This window comes from Roseateles agri, from assembly GCF_034043675.1.
In the GTDB taxonomy this organism is placed as follows: domain Bacteria; phylum Pseudomonadota; class Gammaproteobacteria; order Burkholderiales; family Burkholderiaceae_C; genus KK5.
The window spans coordinates 67,061-82,723 of record NZ_JAXCLA010000005.1 but is presented as its reverse complement, the minus strand read 5'-3'; the positions used below and the strand labels follow the sequence as shown (position 1 = coordinate 82,723).

General features: G+C 70.1%; 12 protein-coding genes. 5 read left to right on the top strand and 7 right to left on the bottom strand.

The features are described from left to right. The first annotated feature begins 1 nt into the window (after window position 1). A complete protein-coding gene (locus tag SNE35_RS15865) occupies window positions 2-961 on the top strand; it encodes a phytanoyl-CoA dioxygenase family protein (RefSeq protein ID WP_320423902.1) in 960 nt (319 codons plus the stop codon). A 4-nt stretch (window positions 962-965) separates the two neighbouring features. Here the strand turns inward: SNE35_RS15865 and SNE35_RS15860 are convergent, their stop codons facing one another. Both SNE35_RS15860 and SNE35_RS15855 read right to left on the bottom strand, forming a co-directional pair. Beyond that, window positions 966-1,346 (bottom strand): VOC family protein, encoded by a 381-nt coding sequence (locus tag SNE35_RS15860; RefSeq protein WP_320423901.1) that lies wholly within the window; start codon window positions 1,344-1,346, stop codon window positions 966-968. A 13-nt stretch (window positions 1,347-1,359) separates the two neighbouring features. Continuing rightward, window positions 1,360-3,249 (bottom strand): serine/threonine-protein kinase, encoded by a 1,890-nt coding sequence (locus SNE35_RS15855; RefSeq protein ID WP_320423900.1) that lies wholly within the window; start codon window positions 3,247-3,249, stop codon window positions 1,360-1,362. A gap of 141 nt (window positions 3,250-3,390) precedes the next feature. Here SNE35_RS15855 and czcI point away from each other — a divergent pair, with 141 nt between their 5' ends. From czcI to SNE35_RS15835, 4 genes are all read left to right on the top strand, one after another. Next, window positions 3,391-3,759: a cation efflux protein, CzcI family gene (gene czcI, locus SNE35_RS15850; RefSeq protein ID WP_320423899.1), complete on the top strand. Its 369-nt coding sequence runs from the start codon at window positions 3,391-3,393 to the stop codon at window positions 3,757-3,759. A gap of 74 nt (window positions 3,760-3,833) precedes the next feature. Then, a complete protein-coding gene (locus SNE35_RS15845) occupies window positions 3,834-5,069 on the top strand; it encodes a TolC family protein (RefSeq protein ID WP_320423898.1) in 1,236 nt (411 codons plus the stop codon). Between the two features lie 18 nt (window positions 5,070-5,087). Beyond that, entirely contained in the window at window positions 5,088-6,251 is a 1,164-nt protein-coding gene (locus tag SNE35_RS15840; protein WP_320423897.1) for an efflux RND transporter periplasmic adaptor subunit, read from the top strand. A 14-nt stretch (window positions 6,252-6,265) separates the two neighbouring features. After that, the gene (locus SNE35_RS15835) at window positions 6,266-9,463 is read left to right on the top strand and encodes a CusA/CzcA family heavy metal efflux RND transporter (protein WP_320423896.1); all 3,198 of its coding nucleotides are present in this window, start codon (window positions 6,266-6,268) and stop codon (window positions 9,461-9,463) included. On the opposite strand, the gene SNE35_RS15830 is transcribed toward SNE35_RS15835, so the two are convergent. From SNE35_RS15830 to SNE35_RS15810, 5 genes are read right to left on the bottom strand one after another with little or no spacing between them, the layout of a single operon-like run. Further along, the gene (locus SNE35_RS15830; protein ID WP_320423895.1) at window positions 9,417-10,457 is read right to left on the bottom strand and encodes an aldo/keto reductase; all 1,041 of its coding nucleotides are present in this window, start codon (window positions 10,455-10,457) and stop codon (window positions 9,417-9,419) included. The genes SNE35_RS15835 and SNE35_RS15830 overlap by 47 nt on opposite strands. Window positions 10,458-10,510: 53 nt before the next feature. Continuing rightward, a complete protein-coding gene (locus tag SNE35_RS15825; protein ID WP_320423894.1) occupies window positions 10,511-11,947 on the bottom strand; it encodes a serine/threonine-protein kinase in 1,437 nt (478 codons plus the stop codon). 59 nt (window positions 11,948-12,006) lie between these two features. Further along, window positions 12,007-12,876, bottom strand: coding sequence for a Tll0287-like domain-containing protein (locus SNE35_RS15820; RefSeq protein WP_320423893.1), 870 nt, complete (start codon window positions 12,874-12,876; stop codon window positions 12,007-12,009). A 39-nt stretch (window positions 12,877-12,915) separates the two neighbouring features. Further along, a complete protein-coding gene (locus SNE35_RS15815) occupies window positions 12,916-13,803 on the bottom strand; it encodes a hypothetical protein (RefSeq protein WP_320423892.1) in 888 nt (295 codons plus the stop codon). Then, window positions 13,800-15,641, bottom strand: a complete 1,842-nt coding sequence (locus tag SNE35_RS15810) for a type VI secretion system contractile sheath domain-containing protein (RefSeq protein WP_320423891.1) — start codon at window positions 15,639-15,641, stop codon at window positions 13,800-13,802. The genes SNE35_RS15815 and SNE35_RS15810 overlap by 4 nt, the downstream gene beginning before the upstream one ends. Window positions 15,642-15,663 lie beyond the last annotated feature (22 nt).

Below are 15,663 nucleotides of genomic sequence, written 5' to 3'. Positions count from 1 at the left end.
CATGAACGACCGTTACCGCCAGGCCCGCCCGGACACGCCGGGCAACCCCAGCCTCACCTATGCCAACGGCGTGCAGCTGCGCGAGCTGAAGAAGGCCCTGCCGCTGCGGGTGCTGAGCGAGGCCGACTTCGAGCACTGGCAGCGCCGCGGCTACGTGATCATCCGGCAGGCGGTGCCCGAGGAACAGGTGCGGCGCACGGTGGACTTCCTCTGGGAATTCCAGGAACTGGATCGCCACGACCCCGCCTCATGGAACCAGGCCGAGCGCCGCAGCCATGGCATGGCCGAGCTGAACGGCTCCGGCATGGTCGAGGTCTACCAGAACCAGCACCTCTGGGACAACCGGCAGACCCAGCGTGTCTACGACGCCTTCGTCGACATCTGGGACCGGGAAGACCTGTGGGTCAGCCTGGACCGTGCGAACCTGAACACACCCAACCGCGGCGCCCGCGCCTTCACCGGCTTCATTCACTGGGACTCGGACACCTCGATGACGCCGCTGCCGATCAATGTCCAGGGCGTGCTCGCGCTGTCCGACACCAGCGAGGAAACCGGCGGCTTTCAGTGCATCCCCGAGCTGTTCGAGCACTTCGACGACTGGCGCGCCGCGGCGCCGCAGGATCGCCACCCGTTCCGCCCCGACCTGGACCACGTGCCCTGGTCGGTGAAGTTCGTGCCGATGAAGGCCGGCGACCTGCTGATCTTCAACAGCCTGCTGGCCCACGGCATCCGGCCCAACACGTCGGAAGACCAGGTGCGGCTCGCGCAATACATCTCCTTCGCGCCGGCGCACTCGTCGGATGCCGCGCTTCGCGAGGAGCGGGTGCGCGCCTGGCGCGAATGCCAGGCGCCCGAGGGCTTCGCCTTCCCGGGCGATCCGCGGGAATGGGAGAAGACCCGCTATGGGCGGGCCGAGCTGACCGAACTGGGCGAGAAGATCCTGGGCGCTCGGGACTGCTGAAGCCTCAGGTCTCGTTGGGCTCGTGGCACACCGCCTCGACGTTGTGCCCGTCCGGGCCAATGACGAAGGCGGCGTAGTAGTTGGCGTGATAGTGCGGCCGCAGGCCCGGCGCGCCGTGATCCGTGCCGCCGGCTTTCAGGGCCGCGCGATGGAAGTCGCGTACCTGCTGGCGGCTCGTGGCCTTGAACGCGAGGTGCAATGGCGCCGGCTGGTGCTCCGCCTGGTACAGGCATAGCGAGACCGTCTCGCCGGGCACGCACAGCTCGATACCGTAGGTCGGTTCGCCTTCCGCGACGACGGCGACACCGAGAGGCTCCAACGCCTTGAGGAAGAACGCCTTGCTGGCCGCGTAGTCGCTGACGCCGAATTTCACGTGGTCGAACATGGCCAGCGTAGTCTCAGCGCACGATCTCCACCGTGAATCGCGCGGCCCCGTAGGCATCGCAATTCGCGCCCGTGCAGCCGGCCGGCGGCGTGCCCAGCAGCATCGGCGTGGGCTTGGTCCAGCGGGCGATCTGGGCGTCTCCGGCGGCGCCGGTCTGCAGCTTCATGAAGGCGTCGTCGGGCACGGCGCCGATGGCGGCGAAGTCGCGGGGCTGGTCGCTGACGATGACGGCGAAGTGCTCGGGGCCGGTCGGCTCGAAGGTCTGCAGCACCCAGTTCTCGTCGGGGATGCGCAGCGTCTGGCCGGCCTTGATCTTGTTGTGGCCGGTCTGCACATTCAGCTTGTTCGGGAACAGCAGCATCAGCGAGCCGTCGGGTCCGTAGACCAGCACGTTGACGTAGCCGTCCTTCTGCGACTTGACGGTGAAGCTCAGCAGGTCCTTGCCGATGCGCAGGCGGGACTTCTCCGCGGTGGCCTCGACCTTGAAGCCCGGCGATTGCGAGGCGAGCAACTGGTCGAACTGGGCCAGGGCGTCGAAATGCGTCGTCGGCGCTGCGGTGGCCGGCGCGGCTGCAGGGGCGGGCGCTTCGGCAGGGGCCGGAGCGGGTGCCGCGGCGGTGCTGATGGGGGGCGGTGCGGCGGCGACCGCGGGCTCGGGCTTCTTGCCGGACATCGCCATCCACGCGGCCACGCCGCCGCCGATGAGCACTAGCGCGCCGATGCCGGCGATCAGTGGCGTCTTCGATGAGGGCGCGGGGGCCGGCGCGGCAGCGGATGGCGATGACACGGCAGGAGAGGGCGCGCGCTTGGGGGCCGGAGGCCGGGCCTGCAACTGCGTCTTCTCGTCGCCGCTCATGCCGGTGGCGTCGCCGCGCAGCACGATCTGCGTCGGTTGCGCGTGGTGTGGCATCTCGGCGTCCAGGCCCAGGTCGGCGCGCAGTTCGCCGATCGTCTGGGTGCGCTCCTCGGGGCGCACGCGCAGCGCCTTGTCGATGGCGTTCAGGAAGCGCTCGCTGTAGCGGCCCGCGGCGGCCTCGGCCAGCGGCTGGTAGTTGTCGCCCATCAGCCGGCTCACCGAGGGCGGCGGCGTGCGGCCGAGGATGGCGAAGTGGATGGTGGCGGCCAGTGCGTAGACGTCGGTCCAGCCGCCTTGCTTCATATTGGGCGTTTCGGCGTACTGCTCCACCGGCGCGTAGCCGGGCTTCAGGATCACCGTCAGCGCCTGCGTCATGTCGCCGATCACGCGGCGTGCGGCGCCGAAGTCCAGCAGCAGCGGCCGGCCGGTCGCGTTCAGCAGGATCACGTTGTCGGGCGCGATGTCGCGGTGGTAGCAGCGCTCCTGGTGGATCACGGCCAGCGCCTCGGTCAGCGGCGCCAGCAGGCCCATCAGCCAGGCCTCGTCGGGCGGCTGGCCGAAGCTCTTGAGCCGGTCCTTCAGCGTCGTGCCTTCGTAGAAGGGCATCACCATGTAGGCGGTGCCGTTGGCTTCCCAGAAACGGTAGACCTTGACCAGCGACGGGTGGTCGAACTGGGCCAGCAGCTTGGCTTCGTTGATGAAGCTCTTCATGCCGGCTTCGAAGGTGCCGCGGTGGCGCTCCGATTTGACGTTCACCTGCGTCGCGCCGCTGCGCGAAGCCAGCGAGGCGGGCATGTACTCCTTCAGAGCGACACGGCGTTCCAGCGAGTGGTCCCAGGCCAGGTAGACGATGCCGAAGCCGCCTTCGCCGAGCACGCTGTTGATCTCGAACTCGGCCAGGTAGGTGCCGACCGGCAGCGCGTTGCCGCTGTCGCCGGCACTGCTATGGCCGGCGGAAGTCGGCTGGGCCGGCGCGGGCGGCGGAGCCTTGGGCGGGGCGATGATCTGCGTGCGATCGTCGTCGGCAGGGCTGGACTCGGTGCTCATTGGGGGGCGGATGGGGATAAGGGGCCGATTCTGGGGCATCGTCCGCGCGCGCACAACGCGGTCTAACGCCGAGATTCCAGTGATCGTAACCATATTTGATAGCGCCGCTGCCCTCCGGCCGTCGGCCATAATCGGCCCCGCATGAAGCGTCTGTTCGTCCTTCTCGTGGCCCTGTTGCTGCCCTTCCAGCTTGCCTGGGGTGTGGCCGCGACCTACTGCCAGCACGAGACGACGCCGCAGCAGGCCCGCCACTTCGGGCACCACACGCATGTGCACACCGAGGCCAAGCCTGATGGTGGCAAGACTGCTGGGAAGCTCGCCGGCGCCAAGCTGGCGGCGGACTTCGACTGCGGCTTCTGCCACGCCTCGCCTGCGGCCGCGCTGCCGGCCTTCGAGGCGCTGCCTGAAGCACCCGCCACGGCTGTCCCGCCGCTGGCGCTGGGCGATCTGCGCCCGCCCTCTGCGCCACAGCGCGCGCCCGACCGCCCACAGTGGCCTCGTCTCGCCTAGCCGGCGAGACGTCAGAACAGAACATCCCCTTCGTTCCGTCTCGCCGAATCCAAGGTTCCAACCGATGAGATTCGATGAGAAAACATTTCCTATGGCCGCTTGGACTGGCGGTCGCCTGCATTGGCACATTCGCCAGCCCTGTTTCCGTCCGTGCGCAGGCTGATGGCGCACGCCCCCCGCTGACCCTCGAAGCCGCGTTCGATCGCGCGCTCTCCCGCAGCCCGGCTCTCAGCGCCGCGGCAAAGGAGGTCGAGGCCCAGCAGGCCGCCGTGCGCCAGGCCGGCGTGCGGCCCAACCCGTCGCTGAGTGCCACCGTCGAGGACACGCGCCCAGAGACCCGCACGAGCACCCTCACGCTGGACATCCCGCTCGAGATGGGTGGCAAGCGCGCGGCGCGCCTGGGCGCCGCCGAGCGCGCCGTCGGCGTCGCGAGCGCCGAACTCGATAACCTCCGCGCCGAGCTTCGCGCCCGCACGATCGGCGCCTTCTTCGGCGTGCTGGTCGCGCAGCAGGGCGTCGAGCTGGCGGCCGGCTCGGTGAGCCTGGCCGAGCGTGCGGCCGATGCGGTGAGCAAGCGCGTGGCGGCGGGCAAAGTCTCGCCGGTCGAGGCGACGCGCGCCCGGGTCGACGTCGCCAATGCCCGGCTGGAACGGGACGAGGCGGCCGCCGAGCTGCAGAACGCGCGCGTTCGGCTCGCGACCGTGATGGGCGAGGACGCGCCGGACTTCGATGCCGTGCGAGGCGAGACGGCCGCGCCCTTGCGACCCGCGCTGCCGGAGCTGATGGCGCAACTGGAAAGCTCGCCTCAGTTGCGGGTCGGCCGCCTGGAGGCCGAGCGCCGTCGCGCACTGATCGAGGTCGAGCGCAGCAAGGCGCAGCCGGACCTGACGCTGAGCCTCGGCGGCAAGCGCGACGCCGCCGCTGGACGTAGCCAGGCCGTCATCGGCTTCTCGATCCCGCTGCCGCTGTTCGACCGTAACCAGGGCGCCATCCTCGAAGCCTCGCGCCGCGCCGCCAAGGCCGACGACGAATTGCAGGCCGCGCGTCTGAGCCTGCTGGCCGAGTTGCAGGAAGCCAGCGGCCGGCTGAGCCTGGCCCGCGCCTCGCTGCGCACGCTGGAAGACGCCGTGCTGCCGGCCGCGCTGGAAGCCTACGAGGCCGCGGGCCAGGGCTTCGACGCCGGCAAGTTCGGCTTTCTCGAAGTGATCGACGCGCAGCGCTCGCTGCTGCAGGCGCGCTCGCGCGCCCTGAACACCCTGGCCGCCGCCTTCCAGGCCGCCGCCGCCATCGACCGCATCACCGGTCGCTGAGGAACAGGAAAGACATTCATGAACATCACGAAGAAACAAGCGGGCCTGATGGCTGCACTGGCCGCGGCCGGACTGGTTGGCACGGCCGCCGTGCTGTGGGGCGGCCACGCCGCTGCACCCGCGGCCGAAGTCGCCGAGACACACGATGAGGACTCACGCGCCGTCACGCTCTCCGCCGAGCAGCAGAAGGCGGCCGGCATCGTCTCCGTGGCTGCCGGCCCCGCGTCGCTGCAAAGCACCAGCGACTTCAGCGGCGAGATCCGTTTCAACGACGACCGCACCGCCCACGTCGTGCCGCGCCTGGCCGGCGTGGCGGAGGCAGTGCCGGCCAATCTCGGCCAGCAGGTACGCGCCGGGCAGGTGTTGGCCGTCATCGCCAGCACCGCGCTGTCCGAGCAGCGCAGCGAACTGCTGACGGCGCAGCGCCGGCAGGAAGCCGCGCGTGCCACCTACGAGCGCGAGCAGCGGCTGTGGCAGCAGAAGATCTCCGCCGAGCAGGACTACCTGGCCGCACAGACGGCGCTGCGCGAGGCCGACATCGCGGTGGACAACGCGCGGCAGAAGCTGGCGGCCATCGGCGCCGCCGGAAGCAGCGGTCCGCTGAACCGCTTCGAGATCCGCGCGCCTTTCGATGGCACCCTCGTCGAGAAGCACCTGTCGCGCGGCGAGGCCGTGCGCGAGGACGCCAGCATCTTCACGCTGTCGGATCTGGGCACCGTGTGGGCCGAGTTCGCCGTGGCGCCGAAGGACCTGGCGGTCGTGCGCGTGGGCCAGAAGGTGGTCGTGTCCTCGTCGGCTTTCGACGAGAAGGTGGAGGGCAAGGTCTCCTACGTCGGCTCGCTGCTGGGCGAGCAGACGCGCACCGCGCGTGCCCGCGTCACCCTGGCCAATCCGCAGGGCGCGTGGCGGCCGGGGCTGTTCGTCACCGTCAGCGTGCTGGGCGGTGAGCAGGCCGTGGCGGTGTCGGTGCCGGCCGAGGCGGTGCAGACGATCGCGAACGAGGCGGTGGTGTTCAGGGCCACGGCCGCGGGTTTCGATGCGGTGCCGGTGAAGACCGGCCGCAGCGATGCCCGGCGCGTCGAGATCGTGCAGGGCCTGGCGGCGGGCGACCGCGTCGCCGCCGCCAATGCCTTCGTGCTGAAGGCGGAGCTGGGCAAGGCCGGCGCCTCGCACGACCACTGAACGGAGGGCATGACATGTTTTTCGAAAAGCTCATCCGCTTCTGCATCGAGCAGCGCTGGCTCGTGATGCTGGTCGTGCTGGCGATGGCGGGCCTCGGCGTCTACAGCTATACGCGGCTGCCGCTGGACGCCGTGGCCGACATCTCCAAAGTCCAGGTCGTCGTCAACACGCAGGCGCCCGGCTACTCGCCGCTGGAGACCGAACAGCGCGTGACCTTCCCCATCGAGACCGTGATGGCCGGCCTGCCGGGCCTGGAGCAGACGCGCTCGCTGTCGCGCTACGGTCTCTCGCAGGTGAACATCATCTTCAAGGACGGCACCGACATCTACTTCGCCCGCCAACTCGTCAACGAGCGCATCCAGGAGGCGCGCAGCCGCCTGCCCGAGGGCATCGCGCCCACGATGGGGCCGATCTCGACAGGCCTCGGCGAGATCTACCTCTGGACCGTGGAGGCCGAGCCCGGCGCGCGCAAGCCCGACGGCGGCGGCGCCTACACGCCGGCCGACCTGCGCGAGATCCAGGACTGGGTCATCAAGCCGCAGCTGCGCAACGTGCCCGGTGTCACCGAGATCAACTCGATCGGCGGCTTCGAGAAGCAGTACGTCGTGGCGCCGAACCTGGAGCGGCTCTCGGCCTACGGCCTGGGCCTGGCCGACGTCGTCACCGCGCTGGAGAAGAACAACGCCAGCCAGGGCGCCGGCTACATCGAGCGCCAGGGCGAGCAGTACCTGGTGCGCGCGCCGGGCCAGGTGCGCTCGATGGACGAGATCGGCGACATCATCGTCGGCAGCGCGCAGGGCCAGCCGATCCGCGTGAGCGACATCGGCACGGTGGAGCTGGGCCGCGAGCTGCGCACCGGCGCCGCCACCGAGAACGGCCAGGAGGTCGTGCTGGGCACGGTGTTCATGCTGATGGGCGAGAACAGCCGCGCCGTCTCGCGCGCGGTGGACCGGCAGATGGAGGCGATCAACAAGACGCTGCCCGCCGGCGTGAAGGCCGTCACCGTCTACGACCGCACGACCCTGGTGGACAAGGCGGTGCGCACGGTGCAGAAGAACCTCGTCGAAGGTGCGGCGCTGGTCGTCGCCGTGCTGTTCCTGTTCCTCGGCAATATCCGCGCGGCGCTGGTCACTGCGATGGTGATCCCGTTGGCGATGCTGTTCACCTTCAGCGGCATGGTGCGCGCCGGCATCAGCGCGAACCTGATGAGCCTGGGGGCGCTGGACTTCGGCATCATCGTCGACGGCGCCGTCGTGATCGTCGAGAACTGCGTGCGGCGCCTGGCGCATGCGCAGCATCGCAAGGGTCAGGTCTTGACCCGCAGCGAGCGCTTCGAGGAAGTGTTCGCCGCGGCCCGCGAGGCGCGCCGGCCGCTGCTCTACGGCCAACTGATCATCATGGTCGTCTACGTGCCGATCCTGGCGCTGACCGGCGTCGAGGGGAAGATGTTCCACCCGATGGCTTGGACGGTCCTGCTGGCGCTGCTGGGCGCGATGCTGCTGTCCGTCACCTTCGTGCCGGCCGCGGTGGCGCTGTTCATCGGCGAGCGCGTCGCCGAAAAGGACAACCGGCTGATGCAGTGGGCCGAGCGCGGCTATCGCCCGCTGCTGGCCGGCTCGCTGCGCAACGGGCCGGTCGTCGCCACGGCCGCCGTCGTGCTGGTGCTGTTCTGCGGCGCGGTGGCGAGCCGGCTGGGCTCGGAGTTTGTGCCCCATCTGAACGAGGGCGACTTCTCCGTGCAGGCGCTGCGCATCCCGGGCACGAGCCTCACGCAATCCGTCGAGATGCAGAAGCAACTGGAGGCGCGGCTGAAGGCGAAGTTCCCCGAGATCGACCGCATCTTCGCCCGCACCGGCACCGCCGAGATCGCCGCCGACCCGATGCCGCCGAACATCTCGGACGGCTACATCATGCTGAAGCCTGAAGACCAATGGCCTGCACCACGAATGACTCGCGACGAACTGCTCGCCGCGATCCGCGACGAGGCCGCCCAAGTGCCCGGCAGCAACTACGAGTTCTCGCAGCCGATCCAGCTCCGCTTCAACGAGCTGATCTCCGGCGTGCGCTCGGACGTGGCCGTCAAGGTCTTCGGCGACGACAACGAGGTGCTGGATGCGACGGCCCAGCGCATCGCCCAGGTGCTGCAGGCCGTGCCCGGCGCGACCGAGGTGAAGGTGGAGCAGACGACCGGCCTGCCAATGCTGACGGTGGACATCGACCGCGCCAAGGCGGCGCGCTACGGACTCAACATGACCGAGGTGCAGGAGCTGGTCGCCACCGCGATCGGCGGCCGCGCGGCCGGCACCGTGTTCCAGGGCGACCGGCGCTTCGAGCTGCTGGTGCGGCTGCCCGATGCGCAGCGCGAGAACCTGGATGCGCTGCGCCGGCTGCCGGTGCCGTTGCCGCGCGCGGAAGGACGCGCCGCCAGCTATGTGCCGCTCTCGGAGATTGCCATGCTGGAGGTCGCACCGGGCCCCAACCAGGTCTCGCGCGAGAGCGGCAAGCGCCGCATCGTCGTCAGCGCCAACGTCAGCGGGCGCGACCTGGGCTCCTTCGTCGCCGATGCGCAGGCGGCGATCGAGCAGAAGGTAAAGGTGCCCGCTGGCTACTGGACCACCTGGGGCGGCACTTTCGAGCAGTTGCAGTCCGCAGCGCAGCGCCTACAGCTCGTCGTGCCGCTGTCGCTGCTGATGGTCTTCGTGCTGCTGTTCGCGATGTTCGGCAACGCCAAGGACGGGCTGCTCGTCTTCACCGGCATCCCGTTCGCGCTGACCGGCGGCGTGCTGGCGCTGTGGCTGCGCGGCATCCCGCTGTCGATTTCGGCCGCGGTCGGCTTCATCGCGCTGTCGGGTGTGGCGGTGCTGAACGGCCTGGTGATGCTGTCCTTCATCCGCAAGCTGATCGAGGAGGGCCGGCCGCTGGAAGAGGCGGTGAGCGAAGGCGCGCTGGCCCGGCTGCGGCCGGTGCTGATGACGGCGCTGGTCGCCTCGCTGGGCTTCGTGCCGATGGCGCTGGCCACCGGCACGGGCGCAGAGGTTCAGCGCCCGCTGGCGACGGTGGTCATCGGCGGCATCCTGTCGTCCACCGCGCTGACCTTGCTGGTGCTGCCGCTGCTGTACCGCTGCGCGCACCGGCAGGAGCCGGAACGCGAGCCGGACGACGAGTTCAGCCGCCTGCCAGCTGCTTCCGCCGGTATTCACCCTGGCGCGTGAACATCCAGCCCGGGTACTCCGGCGGCAGCGCGCTGACCTGGGCCAGCGCGGCGAGTTCGTCGGCGTCGAGCTTCACCTGCGTGGCGGCGAGGTTGTCCTCCAGCTGGTCCTCGCGCTTGGCGCCGATGATCACGCTGGTGACGACCGGCTGGTGCAGCAGCCAGGCCAGCGCGATCTGCGCGACGCTGACGCCGCGCTTCTCGGCCATCGGCCGCATTGCGTCCACGCAGGCGAAGGCGCGCGGCCGGTCCACCGGCGGGAAGTCGAACGTGGCGCGCCGGTCGCCCGCGGCCGCAGCCGTGTCGGGCTTGTACTTGCCGCTGAGCAGGCCGCCTGCCAGCGGGCTCCACACCATCAGGCCGAGGTTCTCGCTGGCGAGCATCGGCGCCAGCTCGCGTTCCAGGTCGCGGCCGGCCACCGTGTAGTAGGCCTGCAGCGACTCGAAGCGTGCCAGCCCCAGTCGCTCGGCGATGCCCAGCGCCTTCATGATCTGCCAAGCCGCCCAGTTGGAAACGCCGACGTAGCGGACGTGCCCCTGCTGGACCAGCGTGTCCAGCGCGCGCACGGTCTCTTCGATCGGCGTGGCGGGGTCGAAGCCGTGGATCTGGTAGAGGTCGATGTGATCCAGTTGCAGGCGCGCAAGGCTGGCCTTGACGCCGTCCATGATGTGCAGCCGCGAGGCGCCGCGCGAGTTGGCGGCCTTGCTGCCGGTCTCGCCGAAGACCTTGGTGGCGACGACGACGTTCTCGCGCGGCACCTTCAGGTTCTTCAGCGCCTGGCCGGTGATGGTCTCGGACTGGCCTTCGGAGTAGACGTCGGCGGTGTCGATGAAGTTGATGCCGGCGTCCAGCGAGCGGCCGACGAGCCGGTCGGCCTCGTCCTGCTGCAGCCGGCCGATCTTGCCCCACAGGTCTCCGGCACCGCCGAAGGTCATCGTGCCGAGGCACAGCTGCGAGACGAACAGGCCGGTACGGCCGAATTGCTTGTATTGCATGCGCGGGATCCTCCTGCGGGAAAAAGCCCGCGGAGTATGCGCTTCGAACTTTGCTAGTTGCCCAGCTCGCGCTGCAGCACCGTGCGGTCAACGCCCTCGGCCGCATCGAGCAGCGCGGTGATGAAGGCACCGCGCGTGTGCGTGCGCTCCGCGGTGCGCTTGACGACCACCTTGGCGATCGGGCCCAGGTGGCGCGCCAGCACCTGCAGCGCGTGGGCCTTGAACTCGTCGGTGAGCGGTTCGCCGGCCAGTTGCGTGGCCGGCGGGTTTGTGGCGGGTGCCCGCTGCGTGGCCGAGGAACCGAGCGCCGTCGCGCCGCTGCGTGGTGCGAGCTGCGTGCCACCGGTGGCGGTGGCGATGAACTGCTGGCGCTGCTTTTCCTCGCCGATGTGCTGGGCCACCTCGTTGGCGAGGCTGGCGACGTCGTGGCAATGCTTGGCCGCATTGCGCACCATCAGCTTGGCCATCGGGCCGACGAAGCTGGCCAGGCTGCGCTCGATGCGGCTGAGCACCTGCGCGTCCCAGCCGGTGGGCGGGGCGGACTGGGTGAAGCCGCTGCTGCCCTGCGGGGCGCCGCCATGCGCCGAGGCAGCAGCCTCGACGGCGCGTGCCCAGTGGCCCGGCGGCACGATTACCGTGGCGTCGCCCGCGCTGGCGCTGTGCGCGGCGCAGGCGGCCAATGCGCGGCGGAACTCGGCGGCGCTGGAGTAGCGCTCGTCGGGCCGCTTCGCGATGGCGCGCGACACGATCGCGTCATAGGCCTTGGGTCGGCGGCCCAGGCTCAGCTCGCTGGGCGGCACCGGCGCCTCGTTGACGATCTGGTACATCACTGCCTCGGCCGTGCCGCTGAAGGCGGGGCGGCCGGTCAGCAGCCGGTACAGCAGCACACCGGCGGCGAAGATGTCGGCCCGCTGGTCGATCGGGCGGCCGGTGTACTGCTCCGGCGCCATGTAGCCGGGCGTGCCGATCATCGAGGCGACCTGGGTGAGCCCCATGTCGGCGATCCGTGCGATGCCGAAGTCGGTCAGCTTGACCTGGCCGCTGGCGGTGATCAGCAGGTTGGCCGGCTTGATGTCGCGGTGCCACACGCCCTGGGCGTGGGCGGCGGCCAGCGCCTCCAGCAACTGGTCCATGATGTGCAGCAGTTGCGCTTCGGGCAGCAGCGGCGTGCCAGCCAGGATCTGCTCGAGGTTGCGGCCCTCGACGAACTCCATCGCGATGTAGGCCTGCTCCTCGTCCTCGCCGAAGTCGTAGATCGCCACGACGCCGGGATGGTGGATGCGGCCCACGGCCTGCGCCTCGTTGCGGAAGCGCGCGGCGATCGAATCGGGCGCATCGCCCCCGTCGCCCCGCAGTTCCTTGCGCACCGTCTTGATCGCAACCCGCCGGTGGATGTGCGGATCGAAGCCCTGGTAGACGACGCCCATCGCGCCCTGGCCGAGGACCTTCTCGATCGTGAACTTGCCGATGCGTTCTGGGACTGCTTTCATGGAGGGGCGAGTATCCGCCAGCGGCGGCGCCGCGTCAGTGAACTAGTTGTTCTGCCGGGTCAGGCATCCAACATCTTCATTGCGTGGGCGAGGCTCTTGCGCATACGGCCGAAGGACTCGGTGAGCGTGCCGATCTCGTCCTGCGAGCGCACCGAGAAGTCGGGCGCCTCCTCGCCAAGGCTCACCTTGTCCGCGATTTTCGACAAGGTGCTGACCGGCTGGATGACCAGCTTCCAGAGCATGAAGTTCAGCGTGGCGCCGATCAGCAGGAACACGGCGGCCAGCATGCCGGCGACGAGCAGCAAGGCCTGGTCGGCGCGCTTCATCGGCACGCTCATCGGCACGGAGACGACCTGCGCGCCCAGCGTTTCGTTGAGCTTCCAGCCGAATCCGTTGGAGGGGCCGTAGCGCTCGGTCAGGGTGGCGGGCGCGATGTCGGGGGTGGTGTGGCAGGCCAGGCAGGCCGGGTTGCTGATGCGGATCGGGCGGGCGATGTAGAGCGAGGGGCCGGTAGGCGTGTCGCGCTCGCCGATGAATTCCTTCATCTCCGGGTTCTGCTTGAACTGGCCGACCACGTCTTCCTCCCACGCCACCGCGCGGTCGCGCGGGTTGGTCGGGTTCAGCATCGCCGACTTGAAGCCGTACTCGGGGTAGGACTTCTGCAGCGCGGCGAGCACTTCGGCCGCCGAGTAGGCCGGCACCGACTGGGGTAGGAAGGTGTACTTCATCTGCGTTTCCAGCAGCGGCTTGATCTGCGTGGCGGTGTAGGTGCTGACCGCGTTGGCCTTCTCCATCAGCAGGCGCGCGCGGTCGATCACGTCTTCCTTGGCGGCCTTCTGCAGCATGCCGCGCGCGACCAGGCAGGAGCCGGCCAGGCCCAGCAGGAAGACCAGCAGGAACATCAGGTTGAATTTGACGAGGAGTTTCATGATCGGAGTCCTTGGGAAATCGGGCGCGGTCGGCGAGTACTACTTGGCCTGTGGCGGGAACAGCAGCGGCTGCCACTCAGGATGGGCCTTCAAGCCCATCAGGGCACCGGCGCGGAATTCGTTGGAGCGCAGCAGCCCGCGCCAGCGCGTCAGCGCGAGCCGGCGCAGCGCGGGGTCGGGATTGTCCATCCAGTCCTGTGCGTCGGCATAACTGATCATGCCGACGGACTTGGGCGTGCGCTCCTTGCCGGCGAACAGCGCGGCGCGAGAGGGCAGCGGATCGAGAAACGGACGCGGCACCTGCTGCACGAAGGCGGGGCCGGGGTGCGGGTGGACGACCGGCTTGCCGCCGGCCGGGGGCAGGCTCATCCATTCGTTGGTCTTCAGCGCGATCGGCGCTGCGCCTGCCATGCGCAGTTCGATCCGGCCGGCCTCGGCGAAGGCCTGGCCGGCGCCATCGGGCAGGGCAGCCAGCACGGCGTTGCCGTCGATGCCGCCGGCATCGAAGCCGGGCGTCAGCAGCAGCGCCGGCTGGCCCTTCGGCGGCAGCGTGAGCTTGGCCCAGCCGCCCAGCAGGTAGGCGCGCGCACGGCCGCGCTCACCCGGCAGGCGCGGCGCCAGCAGCGTACGCGCGCCGGGGCCGAGGTCCAGGCACAGGCCGTCGGCGAACTCGATGCGCAGCAGCCGGCCGGATTTCTCCGGCAGCTCGACGATGTCGTCCGCCTGCAGCGCCACTCCCTCGGTGAGTTGCAGCCGGGTCTCGCCGCGCAGTAGCGCGGCCTCGCCGTCAAGAATGGTCGTGAGGGCAAGACCCGACCCCGCGGCCCGGGCGGGCAGAACGGGCAGCGCGGCCGACAGACACGGCGGGACGCAGAGGGACAGGATCTGTCGGCGCGAGGGCATGACGGTGCCGTGGGTCTCGGTCAACCCAGCGAGGCGAGTAGCGCTTCCAGGTCGGGGTCCATGTCGGGATCGGCAGCGGCTTCGGCCGGCGCTGCCGCCGGCTCGTCTGCCGCAGCGGGCGCGGCGGCAGCGGGCTCCGGCGGGTCGCCGAGGCTGGCGAGTAGCGCGTCGAGTTCATCGTCGGCGCTGACCGCAGCGGCCTCCTCGGGCTCGGCAGCGGCGGCGGCCGGCGCGGGGGCGGCGGCAGCGGGGGCCGGTGCTGCTGCCTTGGTCGTCATGCTGACGCCGACGGTGCCGGCACCGCGCTGCGCTGGCGCCCAGTCCACGGCCGGCTTGCCGGTGGCGGGCTTGCTGCCGATCGAGCCGCGGCTGTCGCTGGGCTTCTTGCGCGGCGCATTGCCGGCGGCCAGGCCGTCGTCGTTGACGGCTTCCAGGCCGGCGAGGCGCACGAGCGCCTCGCCCTTGTGCGCCATTACGCCGTTGATGCCCCATTCGCGCAGCAGGCTCGACGCGTTGGTGTTGACCAGGCGGTTCGTGCAGGGCAGGGCGATGCTGTCGCCGTCCTCGTCCACGTAGTAGTGGAAGGCGAGGTCGCCGATGGTCAGCTGCGCGCCGGGCGTGGCCAGCACGCTGAGCGCCAGCAGCGCCGGGTGTCCCCACAGCATGCCGCGCAGGCCGCTGCTGCGGCTGAACTCCTCGAAGGCGAAGCTCTGGATCGGATCGCTCTTCTTGCCGTAGGGGTGGCGCAGCAGGAAGGAGGGCGCCATCAGCGCCAGGTAGGACGCATCGGGCAGCTCCTTCAGCGCGCGGAAGGCCTGCTGGATCAGCCGGTGCGGCGGCTCCTTGCGATCGGTGAAGACATCGGGGGCGATCTGCGTGATGAAGGGCGCACCGGCGTGCGCGGCGACGCGCGCGGCGCGGCCCAGCAGCTCGGCATGCGGCGGCGTGGCCTCGAACTGGTAGAGGCCGGCGATGTAGCTGTAGCCGCCGTCCGCGTCCTGCGAGGGCGTCTCGACCAGCAGCTTGTAGAGGCCCGATTCCGACAGGTCGTCGACGGCGCTCAGGTCAGCCGCCAGCTCTTCGGCGCTGATGTCGATCAGGTGGACCTGCAACTGGTGGCTGGTCTCGACGCGGCGCAGCAGGAAGTCGACGCCGCGCCACAGCGCCTCGGCGTTCTGGAAATCGCCCTGCATCAGCACGGCGCGCATCGCATCGGTCAGCGCGGCGTCGACGGTGGCGATCAGCGCGTCCTTGTTCGGCGCAGCGGCGGCCTTCACGAAGGGGCCGACGATGCGCTTGAGCAGCGCGGCGATCGAGTCGTCCGCCTGGCTGCCGACGCTGGCGCGGCCGGTCAGCCGCGCGAAGTCGTCGAGCTTGGCGCTGCCGGCCGGTGCGCCGCCGCGGGCGCGGCCGTGGCGCGAGACGCTGGAGGCGGTCTGCCAGCTGTCTTCACCGGACTTGCCGCCCATGGCCTGCACTTCGGCCGCCGCAGCGGCGAAGGTGGAGCTGTTGTTCAGGCGCTTGCGCAGCGAGGCCAGGGCCGAGAACACCTCGACGTTGCGGTACAGCTCATCGGGGTGGAAGGACTCGAGCTCCGAGATCTCGACTTCCACCGGCGCGCCGTCGGCACCGATCGGCAGGGTCAGCTTCAGGTCCAGGCGGGCGAGTGCGTCCTCCAGCGTGTCGAACTCGACCTTCAGCGGCTTGCGCTTGGCCAGCGCCGCGCCCTTGTCGAGCCGGCCGCGCAGCGCGCCGCCGCCGAAGTCGCCCAGGATCGCGATGCGCAGCGGGCGCTTGGGGTTCCAGCTCGGGGCCGGGGTGCTGATGCCGGCGAAGTCGCCGGTCCAGTCGTTGTCGCTCATGTCGGGTCTCTCCTTGGTGTTC